This is a genomic window from Ectobacillus sp. (assembly GCF_056992975.1).
Genome location: NZ_JBXKMX010000053.1, coordinates 41,759 through 60,256, shown reverse-complemented (window position 1 = coordinate 60,256; position 18,498 = coordinate 41,759). Strand labels below are relative to the sequence as shown.

The window sequence follows — 18,498 nt, the reverse complement described above, 5'->3', positions numbered from 1 at the left end:
GATATAAATTTACCCAAAGTGTGACGTGATAATGCTTCGCCAAGCTAAGCAACTGGTATGCGATTATATAAATAAATAAAAGGCTGATAAAAATCCTTGCATATAGAAACGGTACGTAATAGACGATCACATTACCAAGAATAATTTGTCTAACAAACATACCGAAATAGCTCCCTGATCTTAAAAATGTTCGAATATATAGGAAAGAGTACGTATTTTGTTTTGAAAAGGACGCCGTTTTAGCTATGATATCAAGCCATTTTCTTCTTTTCACTCGTTCCTTTAATTGCGGAACATCCGTAAATAAATTAGCAATTCGATACAACAATAGCATTTTTTTCTCTTCATCATCAATAAGATAATCCCAATTATATCCTTGTTTCCCTTTTCTACGATATAAAGAGAACAAATACACACCCATTCCGAACACAATAATTGCCGTGTATATAACAGACACTTTACTTAGAAGGCTAAATGTAAAGGCAAATGATAGTCCAAACCGAATAACGTAATCGAAGATCCGGACTCGTTCATCCAACAGATACGTTTGTTCCCATACGACCAGTAAATTCCAGCATGCCACGATTGCCAGCAAAACAAGCAATATTACGTATGTAGACATCATTTCCTTATATTGATGGTTATAAAGCGGAGCTAGCACCAGCCCAACCACTAAAACCAGCAGCAATTGAACGAAATAAGAAAAAGAAAAAGCCATTTTGAAATAGGACTTCATTTTCTCTTCTATTGGAAGTAAAAAAACAATATCGGGTCGCTTAACAAACGTTTGAACACTTCCATTGGTCACAACAAATGAAAAAATGATGGTCATAAGCCAAGTAGTCGGAAAGGAGGGCGACAATGTTTGCAGCCATGCATGATAATAGTAAGCCCCAATCCCAATTGCAAATATAAGTACAAACTTAAGATGATCATTGAAAATATATTTCCCGTACGTTCTCATTTCTTTCACAAAAAGTTTAAATCGCTTCTTCCACAATTCAACTGTGTTCATGATTTTCTTCCTTTGTTAATTCAATATAGAGATCATCAAGCGATGCTCCTGGCATGGAGAATTGTTGCCGCAAGTCTTGCAAGCTCCCCTTTGCCACCACCTGCCCATGATGTAAAATGATAAATGCATCACAATGTTTCTCTGCCGTTGTTAAAATATGTGTACTCATTAAAATGCCAGCCCCGCTTTTTTTCATTCGTCCCATAAGTTCCAGTAAAGATTGAATACCAAGCGGATCTAGACCAAGAAATGGCTCATCGATAATATAGAGCGACGGCTGTACAAGAAAGGCACACATAATCATTACCTTTTGTTTCATTCCTTTTGAAAAATGAGAGGGAAACCATTTTAATCGATTACTCATCCGAAATTCTTCTAATAATGGTTTTATTCTTTCTTCATATTGCTTTTCTTCCACACCATACGCCATTGCGGTTAGCTGTAAATGTTCCTCCAATGTCAATTCATCATATAAAATGGGAGACTCCGGAATGTACGTAAAGCTACCTCGATAAAGAGTTGGATCATCTTGAAATGTTTTCCCCTGTATCGTGATGCTCCCTTGTCTTGGTGTCATAAGACCAATAATATGCTTAATTGTCGTACTTTTACCAGCACCATTTAGTCCTATTAGCCCCACAAGCTCGCCAGGCTTAACCGAAAATGAAATATCCTGTAGTACAGGTCGTTTTGAATAACCTCCAGTAACGTGTTGCACTTCTAATAATGAATTCATAGTTCCATCCTTTCTTTATGTGGATGATGTATCCTTATCTTACCAAAAAACAGTCCGCTCTACCTAAGATTTCTTACATGTGTAAAAAAATCATGTGTATATTTCTTTCTGACCTGGTTACATTAATGAAGGAAGAAGGAAATTGTTGAACAAAAGTCCCAGAACGTAATGAAAATGAATGTTTCATTCTTTATCATCGAAATGGGGTGTCCGCTAAGGACTATATATGGAAAACGACGCATTTTGTTCGAAATGAGGTGTCTCGAGGAGAGTAGATCTGTATTCCACAAGAGTTAGATGCATTCTCTAATAGGACAAAGAAAGAACAAAAAGAAATTCACAGGAAAATAGCATATACTTCAACTACAAATGAGGTGTTTCTAGCAGAGTAGCGAAGAAACAATGCAAACATTTTTCCAGTAAATGAGGTGTCTCCAAAAGGTGCACAAGCGATGATTCAACATACCTTCTTCATTAAACAGGAAGCTCTGCTTCCTGTTTTTTATTTATTGTAATTGGGAACTTCTGTTCTCCGGAGCAGTTCGAGCTGGGTCCGCTTTTCTTGTCTAGCTACGCCGGCTAGTCCCTTCCGGTCAGAAAACCCTCCCCCATAAAGGCATAAAGCGCCTTTTTGGGGGAGGAACTTCTGCCCTACGGGACTGAACGAGCCGGTTCTGCTTTTCTTTGTCTAGTTCCATCGGCTAGCTCTTTCCGGTCAGAGAACCCTCGCCCTCCAGAGCTGAACAAGCCGATTCCACTTTTCTTATTTTGTCTGTTGTGTAATTATGGTAAGATACGGGTAAGACAATTAGAAAGGGTGAACGATATGAATCATTCAGAGAAAGATTGTATTTTTTGCAAAATTATTAAGGGAGACATTCCAAGTGCAAAAGTGTATGAGGATGAACATGTGCTCGCTTTTTTAGATATTAGTCAGGTTACAAAAGGGCACACGCTCGTCATTCCGAAAGTACATAAACAAGATGTTTTTGCGTTAACATCAGACATTTCTGAAAACGTATTCAAAGCTGTACCAAAAATTGCAAATGCTCTTAAAGCACAATACGAACCGGTTGGTTTAAATGTGCTTAACAATAACGGTGAAAAAGCTGGCCAAAGTGTGTTTCACTTCCATATTCATTTAATTCCAAGATATGAAAACGACAATAGCTTTGGTCTTACTTGGAAAACGCATTATGAAACCTACACACCTGAAAAACTGAAAAATATGGCAGATTCCATCGCAAGTCATCTTTAAAGTCACGTTGTTATAGTATGTATATATAAGGAGGTAGAATCATGTCAAATTATAAAGCATTTCTAACTGGGCTTCTTTGCGGGGGAGCTGTTGCTGCTGTTACTGTTTTGCTTGCAGCACCATCATCAGGAAAAGACTTGCGTTATTCCATAAAGCGGAAAAGCGATGACTTAATAAATTCTCTAGATGAAATTAAATCTGACTCTATTCAGCTTAAAGATCAAATTATTCAAACAGCCGAAGAAAGTAAAGATGTTTTTATTGAACTTAAAAATGATATTCAAAAAACATTTTCTTCTTGGAAGCAGGAAACAGAACCAAATAAAGAGAATATTCAGAAAGAAATACTAGAAATTCAACAATCGCTTGATTCCTTGCAAAAAAATATCATACAAAAAAATTAAGTACATGAATAACGGGCCAGAACTGGAAAGTTCTGGCTTATACAAAATTTTTTTACAATTCTTACAAAAGTACTTTATTAATTTTTATTTTACTGGCATAATAGATGCTATAGTAGATAAACAAAAAAGTAGGTGAGTCAATGAGTAATGGGGAAAAAAACTATTCCGTTAAAGAAGCTCTTATATTCAGCCAACGTATTGCTCAGCTTTCCAAAGCATTATGGAAAAGTGTAGAAAAAGATTGGCAGCAATGGATTAAGCCATATGATCTAAATATAAATGAACATCATATCCTTTCGATTGCGTATCATTTAAAGGGAGCTTCTATTTCTGAAATTGCAAAGTTTGGTGTAATGCATGTGTCTACTGCATTCAACTTTTCAAAAAAGCTAGAAGAACGAGGACTTCTTGTGTTTTCTAAGAAGGAAGACGACAAACGCAATACGTACATTGAAATAACAGAAAAGGGCGAGGAACTAATTCTAAAACTCATGGAAGAATACGTACCCGAGCAAAACTCTATCTTCAATGGTGCACTTGCTCTACGTGATTTCTATGGTAAATTTCCAGAAAATATTGAATTAATGGCCATTTTACGAAATATATATGGGCAAGAGTTTATCGATATCTTTGAAAAATCATTAGAGAACATTGAAGAAAATTTCATTGAGAAGGACAAAAAGCTAATAAAGAAATAATCTTTACTCTTTATTTTTAAGCTTTCTCTATCCTTCTTATCTTTTTTTGGAAGCGCTCTATTTGCATAATTGATTGATAACGTACCATTCACCAATCTTTCCTTCGATTTCTTCATCTACGAATATTATATCCACCGCAATCCCACATACTAACGATGAAATATATTTCGAAATGAAAGCTTTCTAATGGTAACTTTCCATTATGTCCTAGTTAATAAAATCATCCGGTCAACAATTGCTGACCGGAATAGTTTTTAAACTTTACATTAGTTTCTTACAGCCAAGCTGCTCCAACGATAATTAAAAGAATAAACAAAACGACAATTAACGCAAAGCCACCAGAGTATCCGTATCCACCGCTCATTACTGACACCTCCTTTACGCTCTGTACCCTATACTATGCATCATGTGAAATAAAGGAGTAGGCTATAACCTATTTAAGGTGATTATTATAAGCATGCAACACTCCATATAGTAAGAAATTCTAGTCTTTCAAAAAAATTATCTATGTACAATTAAAAATATGTACAAGCTCATAATCTATCCTATTTTTAACGTACTGTTAAGAATCATCCATATTTAGGCTTGTCCATATGAAAACATTGGGAAGTATGTTATATTATTTGTTGTACTATTTGAACATACTGATACTAAAAAAATATGTAGGAGTGTTATAGAATGAAAAAAGTACTAATTGCGCTAGCAGCTACAAGCGTACTCGCACTTTCTGCCTGCGGTAGCTCTGATGTGGTAGTAAAATCAAATGCAGGGAACGTGACGAAAACTGAGTTTTACGACGCTATGAAACAACAAGCTGGAGCTAGCGTACTAAAACAACTCACAATCCAAAAAGTATTCTCAAAAAATTACAACGTAACTGATAAAGAAATTTCAACTGAATTTGATAAAGCAAAGCAACAATATGGAGATCAATTTGATACTCTTCTAAAACAAAGCGGTATGACACAAGCTTCATTCAAAGAGCAAATTCGCGCAAGCCTTGCACTTAAGAAAGCGGTTGGAGCTAGTATTACAGATCAAGAGTTAAAGGATCATTACAAGCCTGAAATTAAAGCAAGCCATATTCTTGTGGCTGATGAAGCAACTGCGAAAAAAGTAAAAGATTTATTAAATCAAGGTCAATCCTTCGAAGATTTAGCAAAACAATATTCAACAGATACAGGTTCAAAAGATAAAGGCGGCGATTTAGGCTACTTTACTTCTGGCAAGATGGTAGCTGAATTTGAAGCTGCTGCTTATAAATTGCAAAAGGATCAAGTTAGTGATCCAGTTAAAACACAATATGGTTATCACATCATTAAAGTGACTGACATTAAGCCATTACAACCATTTGATCAAGTAAAAGAAACTATTCGTTCCCAATTAGTTGATACAAAAATGCAAGATACTACATTTATGAACGATTTCGTTGATAAAGAATTTAAGAAAGTAAATGCAACTGTAGAAGATAAGGATTTAAAAGATGCTTTAAATCCTGCACCAGCACAATCGACTGGTCAAACTACTGGTCAAACAACTACTGGTCAATAATAGAACTGCAAAAAAGGAGTGATTTTAATCACTCCTTTTTTTTATGCTCCTGCTAAAGTATTCTGTGCATCGATAGGCACAACTGCATCTCGTAACGCTTGTTCTAATTCATCCGTATATTTCTTCTTCACGTTCGGACTCCAATGTAAACGTCTTGCCATATAATTAATAACATCATCCTTCCATGTATGAACCCAGTCAATTTTGAAGAATAATGCGCCTGTTCGACGAATAAAAAAGTCAATTGGCTTTGTAACCATTTCATAATCCATGCTATAAATAAGTGGTAAAAATACGTCTAAAGGCATACCCACGTCTTGCTTGCTATATTTTTTTGCCAATTTAAATAAAATATCGACATTCGAGCCATAAAAGCAGGCAAAATAATGCGCTTGTTCCTTTGTTAATCCGTAGTCTCTACCTTCTCTTTCCTTTTTCTTTATAAAGGATTCATATCCGCCTTCCATATTACCACCTGATATAGGTAAGTACTTCGTTTGACATGCAAGGTACGAATGATCCCCTTCCTTTTCTAAAAGGGATGTAACTACATCTACTACCATTTCTGCCATCTTTCGATATCCCGTTAATTTTCCACCAGCAATTGTAATAAGTCCACTGTCCGATTGCCAGATTTCATCCTTACGAGAAATTTCAGACGCATTTTTCCCTTCTTCGTAGATAAGCGGGCGAACCCCTGCCCAGCTAGATTCAATGTCCTGCTCGGTGATATTCACGGATGGGAACATATAATTAATAGCATCGATTACATATTTTCGATCAGCTATGGTCATTTTGGGGTTAATAGCATCCAAATCATAAAATGTATCGGTCGTGCCTACGTATGCTTTTCCATCTCTTGGAATAGCAAACACCATTCTTCCATCTGGCGTATCAAAATATATAGCTTGTTGTAAAGGGAACCGCTTTTGATCAATAACAATATGGATTCCTTTCGATAGCTGTAATCGTTTTCCTGTTCTTGAATGATCTTTTTCCCGTAAGTGATCTACCCATGGCCCTGTTGCATTTATAATTTTTTTGGCATACACTTCGTACGTGTTTTGATCAAGCTGATCCACAACACGTACCCCCACTACTTTTTTCCCTTCATACAGAAGTTCTTCTACCTTTGTATAGTTCACTGCCTTGGCACCAAGTGCGACTGCTTCCTTCAAGACTTCAATAGTCAACCTAGCATCATCGGTACGATATTCCACATAATAGCCGCCACCCTTCAGATTTTCTTTCTTGATTAGCGGCTCCCGTTTTATGGTTTGTTCCCGATTTAGCATGGAACGACGTTCACCACGTTTAACTCCCGCTAAAAAGTCATAGACACGCAGCCCAAGTGACGTACTAAATTTTCCAAATGTCCCTCCTTTATGAATAGGAAGAAGCATCCACTCTGGTGTAGTGACATGGGGTCCATTTTCATATACAATTGCGCGTTCCTTCCCTACCTCGGCCACCATTTTTACTTCATATTGTTTTAAATAACGTAATCCTCCATGAACAAGCTTCGTAGAACGACTGGATGTACCTGCAGCGAAATCCTGCATTTCAAATAGAACCGTAGACATCCCTCTTGTGGTCGCATCTAAAGCAATTCCTGAACCCGTAATTCCTCCGCCAATTATAATGACATCGACATGTAGCTGATTCACACTTGTAAGAATTTCTTTTCTTTGCATAGTTGAAAATAGCATGCTCATCCTGTTTCCCCCTTAAAAAAGAGAAAAGACCGCAAGTAACACTATAAAATATGCTTTCATAGTGCAATGCGGTCTCTCTCATTCTCCTGCCAATTTATTAACTTATGTTTAGTATACTACATCATTTTCTATTTGAAAACTTTCGTTGCTTCAATCGCCTTTTTCCAACCTGCATATAGCTTCGTGCTTTGCTCCTTCGGCATAGTCGGTGTAAACGCCTTGTCAATCTGCCACTGCCGTGCTATTTCCTCTTGACTAGCCCAATATCCAACCGCCAGACCAGCTAAATACGCTGCTCCAAGCGCAGTCGTTTCGTTTACTACAGGGCGTTCTACTGGCACACCTAGCATATCTGCTTGAAATTGCATTAGAAAATTATTTTTCACTGCTCCGCCGTCAACACGTAGCGCTTTTAAGGCAATTTCAGAATCCGCCTCCATTGCACCAAGCACATCCTTTGTTTGATAAGCCAATGACTCAAGCGTAGCACGAATAAAATGTTCCTTTGTTGTACCGCGTGTAATTCCAAACACTGCACCGCGTACATCACTATCCCAGTAAGGTGTACCCAATCCAACAAAAGCTGGAACCACGTATACCCCATCAGTTGAATCTACTCTTTGTGCGTATAATTCGCTTTCTTTTGCTTCCTTAATCATGCGCATTCCATCTCGAAGCCACTGAATTGCTGATCCTGCTATGAAAATACTTCCCTCCAACGCATAAACTACGTTTCCATTTAATCCCCATGCAATCGTTGTTAGCAATCCTCTTTTAGATGCAACTGCCTGTTTGCCTGTATTCATGAGCATAAAACAGCCCGTTCCGTATGTGTTTTTCGCCATACCTGCTGTAAAGCAAGCCTGTCCAAATAAAGCAGCCTGCTGATCTCCGGCAATACCTGCAATCGGTACTTGCTGTCCAAAGAAATGATAGGCTGCCGTATATCCATAGATTTCAGAAGACGGACGAACAGTCGGTAGCATATTTTTCGGAATCGTTAACATCGCAAGCAATTCCTCATCCCACTTTAAATCGTAAATATTGTACATCATCGTACGAGATGCATTGGAATAATCGGTTACATGAGTCGCTCCGCCTGTTAACTTCCAAGTAATCCACGTGTCAATTGTTCCAAATAACAATTCACCTCGTTCTGCTTTTTCATGCGCTCCCTCTACATGATCTAATATCCATTTCACCTTTGTTCCAGAGAAATATGCGTCAATGAGTAGGCCAGTTTTTTCTCGAACCATCGAGGAATACCCTTGTGATTTCAACTCTTCACAAATGGCTGCCGTTTGACGAGATTGCCAAACAATCGCATTATAAATCGGTTTGCCCGTATGCTTATCCCAAATAACGGTCGTTTCTCGTTGATTCGTTATACCAATCCCTGCCACTTGGGAAGGACGAACATCAGCTTCGCTCAAGCAGCTCGCAATAACAGCAAGCACGGATCCCCAAATTTCATTTGCATTATGCTCTACCCAGCCTGGCTTTGGAAAATGCTGCGTGAATTCCTTTTGTGCACTATGGATGATTTCCCCTTGCTTATTAAACAAGATGGCCCGTGAACTCGTAGTTCCTTGATCGAGTGATAACATATACGTTTGCATGAAGGATACCCCTCTCATCTATGTATTTTCAAATATAATAGGACGCTAATTTTCCATATATTCTTTCCATAGCTTCTCGTTTGAGGTGGTTACAGCGGTTGCTCCCGCATCAATTGCCTGCCGGGCGTCTTGTAACGAACGAATAAATCCACCAGCTAAAATGGGAATACCCGTATTCGCCTTAACCTCAGTAATAATATCAGTGAGCAAGCCTGGAAGTACCTCAATATAATCTGGCTTTGTCTTTTCTAGCAAGGCATAGCTTTTTGTAAGGGAACTAGAATCAATTAAAAAAATGCGTTGTATTGCTACAACCCCTTTTTGCTTTGCCTTTACAATTACATTTGCCTTTGTTGAAAGAATGCCATAGGGATGAAATTCTTGGCATACGTATTCAACTCCATAGGAATCACTTTGCAATCCATGAATTAAGTCTAAATGTAAAAAAACTTTTTTCCCATGCTTTTTTGCTAGTGTCATGACACTTTTCAACTGACCCACATGCAAATCTAGCAAGACTATAAATGTATACTTGCTAGTTACTAGTTTTTCTAAATCCTTAATATGACGAACAGCAGGCAAAATCTCATGAAATTCCATTAGTCTCTCCTTCATACACCTATGTTTTCTTACGTACATGTAATTTCATTGTATACAAAAAAGACGTACAGAAAAAGAAGCTTTCCTTTTTCTGCACGTAGCTATTTATAGCAAAACTGAATGATCGTCCTTTTCGTCCATACGTTTTTCTTGTTCCGCACGCATTCTTTCTATATATATTTCACCTTCACGTTCAATAAACTCACGATCAAGATTCTCTTCTTTTTTAGACGTATACAAAGTCATAAATCCACTTATAACAATTCCAATAATTACAACATACACCCATAAAGGCATCTCAATGCTCTCCCTTCATTCGTAGACAAGCTTTATACTACACTGTATGAACGGAGGACTGGATGTATACCTTATTCGTGAAATTTTGGTTTATAGAAGGAGCGATTGTCTAGCGCAAATACACGATCGGAGAATTCGCCTGGTTTCACACGGCTGAGCGCACGATCCATCATGTTCATTTTCGCATCTAGATTATCGATATAATGAAGAATTTCTGCTTCGCGAATCATCGGCGGCTTCGGACTGCCCCATTCCCCTTTACCATGGTGACTTAGAACAATATGTTGTAAAATTACCACTTCTTCTCCTTCAATGGAAAGTTCATCGGCAGCTTTTGATATTTCACTAACCATGATGGAAATATGACCTAATAAATTTCCTTCCACCGTATATGTTGTTGAAATCGGACCTGATAGTTCAATAACTTTACCAAGATCATGTAAAATAACACCTGCATATAACAAGTCTTTATCTAGTGATGGATATAATCCAGCTATCGCTTTCGCTAAATTTAACATAGATACAACATGGTAGGCCAAGCCAGATACGAATTCATGATGATTTTTTGTAGCAGCTGGATATTCTAAAAATCGATCCTGGTATTTCTTCAACAGATGTCTTGTAATTCTTTGAAGCATTGGATTGCGCATTTCAAACACATATTGAGTAATCGTATCTTGCATCGTTTGTTTTGGAATAGGAGCGCGTTCCACAAATTCTGATATTTCCGGTGCTTCTTCTGGCTGAAGTACGCGAATTTGCTTTAGCTTTAGTTGAATGCGTCCTTTATAATTTAATATATCACCTGCTACCTTTACGATCTTCTCAGATGCATAGCGCTGTTCATCATCCTTTGAAATGTCCCATACCTTTGCTTCAATTTCTCCACTTTGATCTTGAAGCATAAGTGTTAAAAAGGGTTTTCCATTACTGGCAATTCCCCGTACCGATGATTTAATGAGCAATAATACATCTACCTGTTCTCCGACGTCATATTGCATAATCTTTTTTTTCATGTGTAGTCCTCCAAAATGTCCAATTATCAATAGTATATCATACAAAAAACTTCCATATCACAATATCAGACGACATTTCTCTTCTCTTGCAAGCGTATCGTCTCATCCTCTGAAAAGTAAGAAAGAAACCCTTCATGACATGTGAAAAATAGAATTTGTCTTGTTCTAGAAAGATCTCGCAATAAGGATAAAGTCTGCTTTACTCGTAAATTGTCAAAATGCACAAAGCTATCATCAATTATTAATGGAATATTTCCATCAAACGTATCCGCTAATGCAAATCGCAAACATAAGTATAGCTGTTCTGCCGTTGCTTGGCTAAGCTCATAGGCAGCAAAACGCATCCCGTCGTATCTCTCTACAAGAAAAGACTGCTCTTGATTTGGCGCAAATAGCTTCACATACTGACCACTTGTTACATGGCTAAAATATTTCTCGGCTCTTTCTAGCATGCGTGGTAATTTCACCTGCTGATAGCGTTCCTTTGTTTTCATCAGTACATGTTTAGCAGTTGCATAAGCTGCCCATTGCTTCATTTGCTCTCGAATAATCGATTTTTTTGCTTCCCATTCATGTAGCAAATCGGAATAGGTGCTTCCTTCTTCCAGTCCTGTAATTTCCGCCTGATAGTGTGCTAAATTACGCTGTAGCGTTTGTTCTTCCATAAGCAATGTATCCAAATGACTGCGCTGTTTCTGTAGCAGATCATGATAATCCTCTATCCATATTCGATGATCTGATATATTAAGTTCCGTTACTCGTTCTTGTAACAACTGTATTTGTGTCGTGAGAAACGATACTTGCTTTAGAGTTGCTTGCTTTTCCTCGTCCTGTTTTCCCCGTGCGTAAAATTCCTCTTCGTTATGAGAAGATGCTGCGTTCCAAAGTACATCTCGCTCGTTTTGCAGTATCTTATTGTTATGAAGCAGCTCCTGTTGTTCCTCTTCCCATTCTGTAATTTTTTCAAGAAGCTGCTTGTTTTCCAACTTCTGTTGCTGCTCTTTCTTTACAATTTCCCTCATCTGATAGAGACTGTCGCTCGCTCGTTCTTCCTCTATTTGAAAAAAGTTTTGCAGCTCATCTAGTTTACTTTGAAATTGCTGAATTTCTCTTTGTAATGAATTCTTTTTCTGCGAAGCCTTTTCATATTCTCGATAAAGATTTTTAATTTTTTCAACTCGCTCCAATACAGTCAGAAGCTGTCTATAAGAAAAGGCATCAGCTAATCCATACTGTCTTTTCCATGTTTTTAAGTTTTTCTCTATACTAAAGGAAGACTGTTCCCACTCTTCATACTGTTTTAGAATTCGTTCATAGTTTTTCTCTGCCTGCTGCAATTTAAATTCTTCTCGGTCCATGACTTGCCTTAGTTCCATATCCTGAACATTGGAAGGTTTTCGGTAGTATACAAAGAAAGCGACAATAGTAAGTAAAAAAATAATCGTTCCGTACATAATCTGATTCGTAAGAAAGGCAACTAGACTACCAGCTAGAATTGCAAGTATAAAATATAGAATTGGTACATTCTTTTGCTTCACAGAGGAAGATCTCTTATTCGAATTTTTCATACGTTCCTTTATATCACGCAGATGCTGCTCTTGTTCATCTAACTCATCCTTCGCATGCAAAAATCGTTCATCCAACTGCTGCTTTTGCTCCTCTAAGCGCTGCGCTTGCTGCAACATACTAGTCAAATTCTCCTTTGCAGCCAAGCTCGTATCAAGTTGCAAAAAGAAAGCCTTCTCTTGCAGCAAGCCTATACTACGCTGCAATCCTTCTATTTCTTCCTTCATTTGCTCCATTCTAGTTTCATTAACCGTTTGTTCTTTCATTGCTTGTTCGTAGGAGAGTTGCTTAAGACGACATTCTTCAATCTCTACTTCCTTTTGCAGGAGCTCCTCGTTAACCGAACACATCCGTGCTTCTTTCTTTCCTTCTTCTATTTTATCTGCTAATATTTGCAGACGAAGCTGCACAGGTCTCCACTTTGCAAGCAATTGTTCATAGCGCAGAACACCTTGTGCTGGAAATGACGTTTCGAGTATTGTAGCAAGAAAATCCTCATGCTTTTGTTTTTCTAGCAATAGCGGTGCAAGAGTAATCATCGTTTCATTGTCTTTTATCAAACGATTTCGTCTTTGCTTTTCCTGTTGCATCTTCTCTAATTGTAGTTCGCCCTCTTTTTTCAATTGCTGCCATTTTTCATACTGTCCAATTTTCTTTTGCCACGCTTGAAAGGATTCTTTCAATTTATGTAAATTTGACAAACCAACGTTAATAGCTGGCTTTCTTCCATTTGGTTTAAACAATACTTCCATTTCACGATCAAGTTTTTTCTCCATATGTAGCAGCGTATCTGTTCCAACAGCGCCTGCAGAAAACAGATAGCTTCCGAGTTCTTCCTTTTTCACTTGATGGATGTTTTGGAGTCCGTGCATATCAAAACAAAACACCGATTCAAATAAGGAGCTATCTAGTCCTTGTAGCAGTTGCTTTAGCTCTAATTCTCCTCCCTTAGAGCCATCTTCAAAATAAACCGTGACCTCTCCGCTTGCTGTTTTAGGAATTCGTTCCACACGAATGTGCCCATATTGCTCACTCTGTATCGTAATGGCCCCGCCGTACGCACCGCCTTCTTTCGGTTCATAGCGAAGTTGTCCACGCGTAGGAAATCCAAATAAAATACTTTTAATAAACGAACGAATTGTCGATTTTCCTGCTTCATTTTCTCCGTACAAGATTGTAACGGAAGAGAGAGACAGCTGTACATCTTGTAACTTTCCGTATCCGTATATATGGAGTTTTTCAAGCTTCACCTTACATCCCCTCTTCCTGCTACTAATTCACGTAACATAATACGTTTTGCTTCTTGCAGTATTTCCTCTTTTTCTTCCTCGTTAAATACATCGATTGCTTTTGCTGCCCCGCTTTGCCAAAGTGGTTTTATAATCGACTCCAAATAGGTGCACGATTCTACTTCCTGCAGCAGTTCTCCAATAAAATGACTTTCTTGTTTCATTACTTCCATCGCATCATTAGAAAGAGTATGATTGTAGCACTTTACTACATAAACAAACTGCCTATCCTCTTGCCTTTGCAAAAGCTGAACGATTTCTTCAAGCTGTTTTGGATCTTGCAAATAAATCGATAGCTCCCCATATCCTGTAAAGGTTAAAATAACAAGCGTTCCTTCATTTTTTCTGCGCATCTGTTTTACCATGGAGTAGCATTTCTCTAGCAATTCATCTATGTACAGCAACCCTTCTATGGAAATAGAAGCTTCCTCCCAAATAACATCTGCAGTCGGTACGAACGTATAAGAAACGCTAGACCCAAGGGTAACAAGATAGCAGCCTTTCTCTCCTGTTTCCTTACGATGTCTTCCTTGAATGTTTCCAGGATAAATAATAGGCGGCTGCTCATATAGTACATTTCGCTTATGAATATGTCCGAGTGCCCAATAATCAAATTGTTTATCGAGTAATTCCCGCACTAAAAACGGAGCATATCGGCTATGATCGCTCGCTTCCTCCACACTTCCATGAAGCATCCCGATGTGGAAGGGAGCTTGCTCGGTCTTTTCATATTGGGATGTCATATTTTCAAGTACTGCTTGTTGTAGATAACTAAAACCATATATGTATGCAGACAACTGATTATTTTTATAAAAAGGCTTATACTCCACCGTATCTTTTTCAAACACAGTTACGTTAGAGGGAAACTCTATTTCTGCAAAGCTTCCACCCAGATGATCATGATTTCCGTGAATGATAAATACGGAAATGTTAAAATCATCTAATCGCTGTAATTCATTGCGGAGAAAAAGTTGAGCCCGAATACTACGCGCATCTGCATCATACAAATCTCCTGCTAGCAAAACAAAATCTACCTTCTCTTCAATAGCTACTTGCACAATTCGTGAGAAGGAAGAAAACGTACTTTCCTTCATTCTAGCAAAAAGCTCCTGTGGCAATTCCACTTCCATTCCTTTAAACGGACTATCTAAATGTAAATCCGCTGCATGAATAAATCGTAACGGTTCCACCTACACAACTCCTCTACCATTTCGCTGTATCTTATTGTAGCACTTTATTATAGGAATTTCTTTTTGCACAAAATACATAAATATGTAAAAATAGTATAAAGATTCAATTAACTTTACAAAGGAGGAAATCTATTAAAATGGAAACGTATACAGTAACTGCATTTGATAAAGGCGGGAATGTCGTATTAGACCAACATTTTACAGCTACTACTGATAACGAGGCAAAGAAAAAAGGGGAAAAACTCCTCATAGAAAACAATGTGCTAGAACAAACACATCGATGCATTAACTCCCGTGGAAAACTATTATTGTTTCATTCTTAAATAAAGAGCCGGCGCAGTATAGGCCGGCTTGTTATTATCTTCCTATAAAAGCTGGTGGACGTTTTTCTAAGAAAGCTTGAATTCCCTCGGCGTGATCTTCCGTCTTTCTCATTTGTATTTGTCCTGCTTTTTCAAGTGCTAATGTATGCTTCAACGTAGCTTTGTTCAATTCTGTGAAAATATTCTTTGTTTGCAGCATAGCCCGAACCGGCTTTTTGAGCCATTCCTCGGCTTTTTTCTTTACGGTTTCTTGAAAATCTTGCTGCGTGATTTCATCGATAATTCCCAGTTTTAATGCTTCGGGAGCTGTCATTCGCTTTCCTTCCCAAATGAGCTGCTTGGCCACAACTTCTCCAACCCGCTGATTGAGAAAGAAATGTCCTCCTCCATCTGGAATTAATCCAATTCCGATGAAATTCATCGCAATGAGTGATGAGGCATCTGCAATCACATAATCAGCCGCTAATGCTAAGCTAAGACCAAGTCCAGCAGTTGGTCCGTGAATAGCTGCAATGACAAGCTTTGGCATGGTATAGAGTGTTACAACTAGCTCTGAAATTTGATTCATAATTGGCTCAAACTTACTTTCATCCATGTCAGTGAGCATCGATTTAATATCTCCGCCTGCAGAAAATCCTCGGCCCATGCCACAAAGAATGACAACATCCACATCACTAGCTGCAACTACTTGACACGCACGCAAAAGCTCCGCTATGGTCGGTACATCTAACGCATTTAGTACATTCGGACGATTTAGCATTATAGTTGCAATTCTGCCCTCGTATTTAATAATTACATTTTCCGCTGTACTTGAAACATTCATTTTCTCATCTCCCTCAAATTGTTAATCCTTTATACAATTTGAGGAAGAAATGAAAAATCCTTCTTTTTATATGTCTGTTTATTTTTTAGACTACCTTTCTTGATGCAAGATACACATTTTACAATAGCTTTTCATGGCATGTTATTTGCTCCTTCTACCCCTATTGCTTCACACGCTCTTGTATTTGTCTTACGAGTGACGTTACCATTTTGCGTGGTAAAAAGCGAACGATATTCGCTAATAATTGACTTTAAAAATCCTGGAATAACAACGGATTCGATTGTCTTTTTATAGATTAATATTATGCATGAATAAGCCCTGTTCTTTTAAAAAGAGCAGGGCTTCAATATCTAACGGACATATTTAAAAGTATCCTTTTTTCAATTACAGTTCATGTCATCTTACACAATAAGATAATTTTGAAACATCTTTACCAAAAATCGGAACTGTTAATTTCATTCTGTTGTTTGTTCATATAACGCCCCGTCCTTAATCATTACGATGCGGTCACATAAATCCAAAACACGCTCATCGTGGGTAACCATAACTGCTGCTTTTCCTTTTGTTTTTACTTCATGTACAAGCATTTCGGCAACCTCTCTGCCGCGTTTAGAATCTAGACTAGCTGTAGGTTCATCTGCAAGAATTACTTCTGGTTCATTCATGAAGGCACGTGCAATGGCAACACGTTGCCGTTCTCCACCAGAAAGCTTATCTTGATAATGATACATTCGGTGTCCTAGGTCTAGATGCTCTAGTAATTCTTTCGCTCTCCCTTCGGCTTTCTTGCTTAATTTTCCAGCTAATCTTGGTACGAGTAACAATTGGTCTAATACATTCAAATACGGTACGAGGTTAGAGGATTGAAATACAAACCCAATATTATTAATACGTACATCATTCAATTCTTTTGTTGAAAGATTTGAAATATCGTGGTTATTAATTAAAATTTTTCCGTTTGTAGGAGTAAGTAAAGCACCAGCGATGGATAAAAACGTACTTTTTCCGGAACCAGAAGGACCTACAACCGCTACAAACTCTCCTTCTTTAACACGTAATGATGCATGATGCAATGCGGTAACTGCTGTTTCTCCTGTTCCATAGACTTTGTTAATGTTTTCAAGCACTAATTTATCAGTCATTAGTCAACCCTCCCAATTGCAGTAACTGCGTCTATTTTTGCAATTTGTTGTAAAGATAAAAGTGCTCCGATTACTGCAACAACAATTAATAGTACAGAATATTTCAACATCACATCTATCCCTAAATCAAATGGCATTCCTGCTGGAAATAATGCACTAACGCCAAATGTGAGAGCTATACTAATTCCAATAGCTGTAATAGCTAAGATTAGTACCTGACCAATTAAGTTTTTCGCTAAATAAGATGTTTTTGCACCAATTGCTTTTAATACACCAAATTGGTTTGTTTTTTGTAATGTAATGACGTAGAAGAATACAGCTTGCACAAATGCAGCAATTACAATTAAGAATGTAATCATCATGGTAAGCGAACCTTGTTCTTCTTTATATCCAGGAATGCCTTGCACTGCTTGATCTTTTGTCAAAACATCTATATGAGAGATATTTTTTTCTATTGTTTTTTGTACATCTTTATTTCCTTTTACAACGATTGCATTGTAGGATAGTTTTTGTTGTCTTCCTGTTGATTTCATCATATTATTCCAACTATCTGTATCTGTAAACAACACCGGCATATGACTAAAAGTTTGCCCTTTTGCAAATCCAACAACCGTAACACTTACACTTGTATCTTTATTTTCTAAAGTATCACCTATTACAATTCCATTTTTTTCTTTCAAGGAAGCATCTACAACTACTTCGTTTTTACCTGTATTTTCTATTCCTCTACCTTCTGAAATATTTGGCATAATCATACTTTTTGAATCTATGCCAAAGATTGTAACATCTACTTTTTTATCTTTTCCGGTTTGAGTGAAAGACGTAGTAGTTTGAGCTAATGGTGTGGCCTCCTTCACTCCATCCTGTTTACGAATTTCATCTAATGTATCCTTAGGGATTGAAGAGCGAGCTAGTTTTTGGTCTGCATTGTCTTGTAGGACGAAGTAATCACCATTCATATTTTTCAAAGCCGATGCATTATCCAATGCAAGTCCATTTGCTAATCCTGACACAATAAATGTTAACCATGCGACAAGAAGCATAATAAATCCAATTAACAAGTAACGAAACTTGGCGTGTTTAAATTCACGTAATGCAAGAAACATTTTTGTCAACTCCATTCTTTCTTTTTCTTTCTCAATGAGAAGTAACTATTTCCTAGCCACAAGCAAATAATAAAGAAAGAAAATGAATAGAATGTGAACAAACCGTTACGGTTTAAAATTGAACATTTAACATAAATTCACATCTATCCT

General features: G+C 37.6%; 18 protein-coding genes. 5 read left to right on the top strand and 13 right to left on the bottom strand.

What is annotated here, in order from left to right:
• Together AC11ZT_RS02460 and AC11ZT_RS02455 are read right to left on the bottom strand one after the other, a co-directional pair.
• Nucleotides 1–1,015 (bottom strand): ABC transporter permease (locus tag AC11ZT_RS02460; protein WP_484058084.1); only part of this gene is annotated, 1,015 nt, incomplete at its 3' end.
• Nucleotides 1,002–1,751: an ABC transporter ATP-binding protein gene (locus AC11ZT_RS02455; protein ID WP_484058083.1), complete on the bottom strand. Its 750-nt coding sequence runs from the start codon at nucleotides 1,749–1,751 to the stop codon at nucleotides 1,002–1,004. The genes AC11ZT_RS02460 and AC11ZT_RS02455, both read right to left, overlap by 14 nt.
• An 826-nt stretch (nucleotides 1,752–2,577) precedes the next feature.
• Between AC11ZT_RS02455 and AC11ZT_RS02450 the strand changes: the two genes are divergently transcribed.
• From AC11ZT_RS02450 to AC11ZT_RS02440, 3 genes are all read left to right on the top strand, one after another.
• The gene (locus AC11ZT_RS02450) at nucleotides 2,578–3,009 is read left to right on the top strand and encodes an HIT family protein (RefSeq protein ID WP_484058082.1); all 432 of its coding nucleotides are present in this window, start codon (nucleotides 2,578–2,580) and stop codon (nucleotides 3,007–3,009) included.
• Between the two features lie 41 nt (nucleotides 3,010–3,050).
• Nucleotides 3,051–3,413: a YtxH domain-containing protein gene (locus AC11ZT_RS02445; protein ID WP_484058081.1), complete on the top strand. Its 363-nt coding sequence runs from the start codon at nucleotides 3,051–3,053 to the stop codon at nucleotides 3,411–3,413.
• A 140-nt stretch (nucleotides 3,414–3,553) separates the two neighbouring features.
• The gene (locus tag AC11ZT_RS02440) at nucleotides 3,554–4,111 is read left to right on the top strand and encodes an HTH-type transcriptional regulator Hpr (RefSeq protein ID WP_379970082.1); all 558 of its coding nucleotides are present in this window, start codon (nucleotides 3,554–3,556) and stop codon (nucleotides 4,109–4,111) included.
• A gap of 274 nt (nucleotides 4,112–4,385) precedes the next feature.
• On the opposite strand, the gene AC11ZT_RS02435 is transcribed toward AC11ZT_RS02440, so the two are convergent.
• Nucleotides 4,386–4,475 (bottom strand): YjcZ family sporulation protein, encoded by a 90-nt coding sequence (locus AC11ZT_RS02435; RefSeq protein WP_379970084.1) that lies wholly within the window; start codon nucleotides 4,473–4,475, stop codon nucleotides 4,386–4,388.
• A gap of 314 nt (nucleotides 4,476–4,789) precedes the next feature.
• On the opposite strand from AC11ZT_RS02435, the gene prsA reads away from it, so the two are divergent.
• Nucleotides 4,790–5,662: a peptidylprolyl isomerase PrsA gene (prsA, locus tag AC11ZT_RS02430; RefSeq protein WP_484058080.1), complete on the top strand. Its 873-nt coding sequence runs from the start codon at nucleotides 4,790–4,792 to the stop codon at nucleotides 5,660–5,662.
• A 41-nt stretch (nucleotides 5,663–5,703) separates the two neighbouring features.
• Here prsA and AC11ZT_RS02425 read toward each other — a convergent pair whose 3' ends face one another.
• The 7 genes from AC11ZT_RS02425 to AC11ZT_RS02395 form a co-directional block, all read right to left on the bottom strand.
• Nucleotides 5,704–7,371, bottom strand: coding sequence for a glycerol-3-phosphate dehydrogenase/oxidase (locus AC11ZT_RS02425; protein ID WP_484058086.1), 1,668 nt, complete (start codon nucleotides 7,369–7,371; stop codon nucleotides 5,704–5,706).
• A 134-nt stretch (nucleotides 7,372–7,505) separates the two neighbouring features.
• On the bottom strand, nucleotides 7,506–8,996 hold the full coding sequence (gene glpK / locus AC11ZT_RS02420) for a glycerol kinase GlpK (protein WP_484058079.1): 1,491 nt from the start codon (nucleotides 8,994–8,996) through the stop codon (nucleotides 7,506–7,508).
• Between the two features lie 45 nt (nucleotides 8,997–9,041).
• Complete coding sequence (locus AC11ZT_RS02415; RefSeq protein ID WP_484058078.1) at nucleotides 9,042–9,596, bottom strand: glycerol-3-phosphate responsive antiterminator; 555 nt, start codon at nucleotides 9,594–9,596, stop codon at nucleotides 9,042–9,044.
• A 105-nt stretch (nucleotides 9,597–9,701) separates the two neighbouring features.
• Nucleotides 9,702–9,893, bottom strand: coding sequence for a sporulation YhaL family protein (locus AC11ZT_RS02410; RefSeq protein WP_379970092.1), 192 nt, complete (start codon nucleotides 9,891–9,893; stop codon nucleotides 9,702–9,704).
• Nucleotides 9,894–9,964: 71 nt separating this feature from the next.
• Nucleotides 9,965–10,909: a 3'-5' exoribonuclease YhaM gene (gene yhaM, locus AC11ZT_RS02405; protein ID WP_484058077.1), complete on the bottom strand. Its 945-nt coding sequence runs from the start codon at nucleotides 10,907–10,909 to the stop codon at nucleotides 9,965–9,967.
• A gap of 65 nt (nucleotides 10,910–10,974) precedes the next feature.
• Nucleotides 10,975–13,725 carry an ATP-binding protein gene (locus tag AC11ZT_RS02400; RefSeq protein WP_484058076.1) on the bottom strand — a complete coding sequence of 917 codons (2,751 nt, stop codon included), beginning with the start codon at nucleotides 13,723–13,725 and terminating at the stop codon, nucleotides 10,975–10,977.
• Entirely contained in the window at nucleotides 13,722–14,954 is a 1,233-nt protein-coding gene (locus AC11ZT_RS02395) for a metallophosphoesterase family protein (protein ID WP_484058075.1), read from the bottom strand. Before AC11ZT_RS02395 ends, AC11ZT_RS02400 begins: the two co-directional genes overlap by 4 nt.
• Nucleotides 14,955–15,091: 137 nt before the next feature.
• Between AC11ZT_RS02395 and AC11ZT_RS02390 the strand changes: the two genes are divergently transcribed.
• The gene (locus AC11ZT_RS02390) at nucleotides 15,092–15,277 is read left to right on the top strand and encodes a YhzD family protein (protein ID WP_484058074.1); all 186 of its coding nucleotides are present in this window, start codon (nucleotides 15,092–15,094) and stop codon (nucleotides 15,275–15,277) included.
• Between the two features lie 34 nt (nucleotides 15,278–15,311).
• Here AC11ZT_RS02390 and AC11ZT_RS02385 read toward each other — a convergent pair whose 3' ends face one another.
• The 3 genes from AC11ZT_RS02385 to AC11ZT_RS02375 form a co-directional block, all read right to left on the bottom strand.
• The gene (locus AC11ZT_RS02385) at nucleotides 15,312–16,100 is read right to left on the bottom strand and encodes an enoyl-CoA hydratase (RefSeq protein ID WP_484058073.1); all 789 of its coding nucleotides are present in this window, start codon (nucleotides 16,098–16,100) and stop codon (nucleotides 15,312–15,314) included.
• Between the two features lie 455 nt (nucleotides 16,101–16,555).
• Nucleotides 16,556–17,242 carry an ABC transporter ATP-binding protein gene (locus AC11ZT_RS02380; RefSeq protein ID WP_484058072.1) on the bottom strand — a complete coding sequence of 229 codons (687 nt, stop codon included), beginning with the start codon at nucleotides 17,240–17,242 and terminating at the stop codon, nucleotides 16,556–16,558.
• Nucleotides 17,242–18,348: an ABC transporter permease gene (locus AC11ZT_RS02375; RefSeq protein ID WP_484058071.1), complete on the bottom strand. Its 1,107-nt coding sequence runs from the start codon at nucleotides 18,346–18,348 to the stop codon at nucleotides 17,242–17,244. Before AC11ZT_RS02375 ends, AC11ZT_RS02380 begins: the two co-directional genes overlap by 1 nt.
• Between the last annotated feature and the right edge of the window lie 150 nt (nucleotides 18,349–18,498).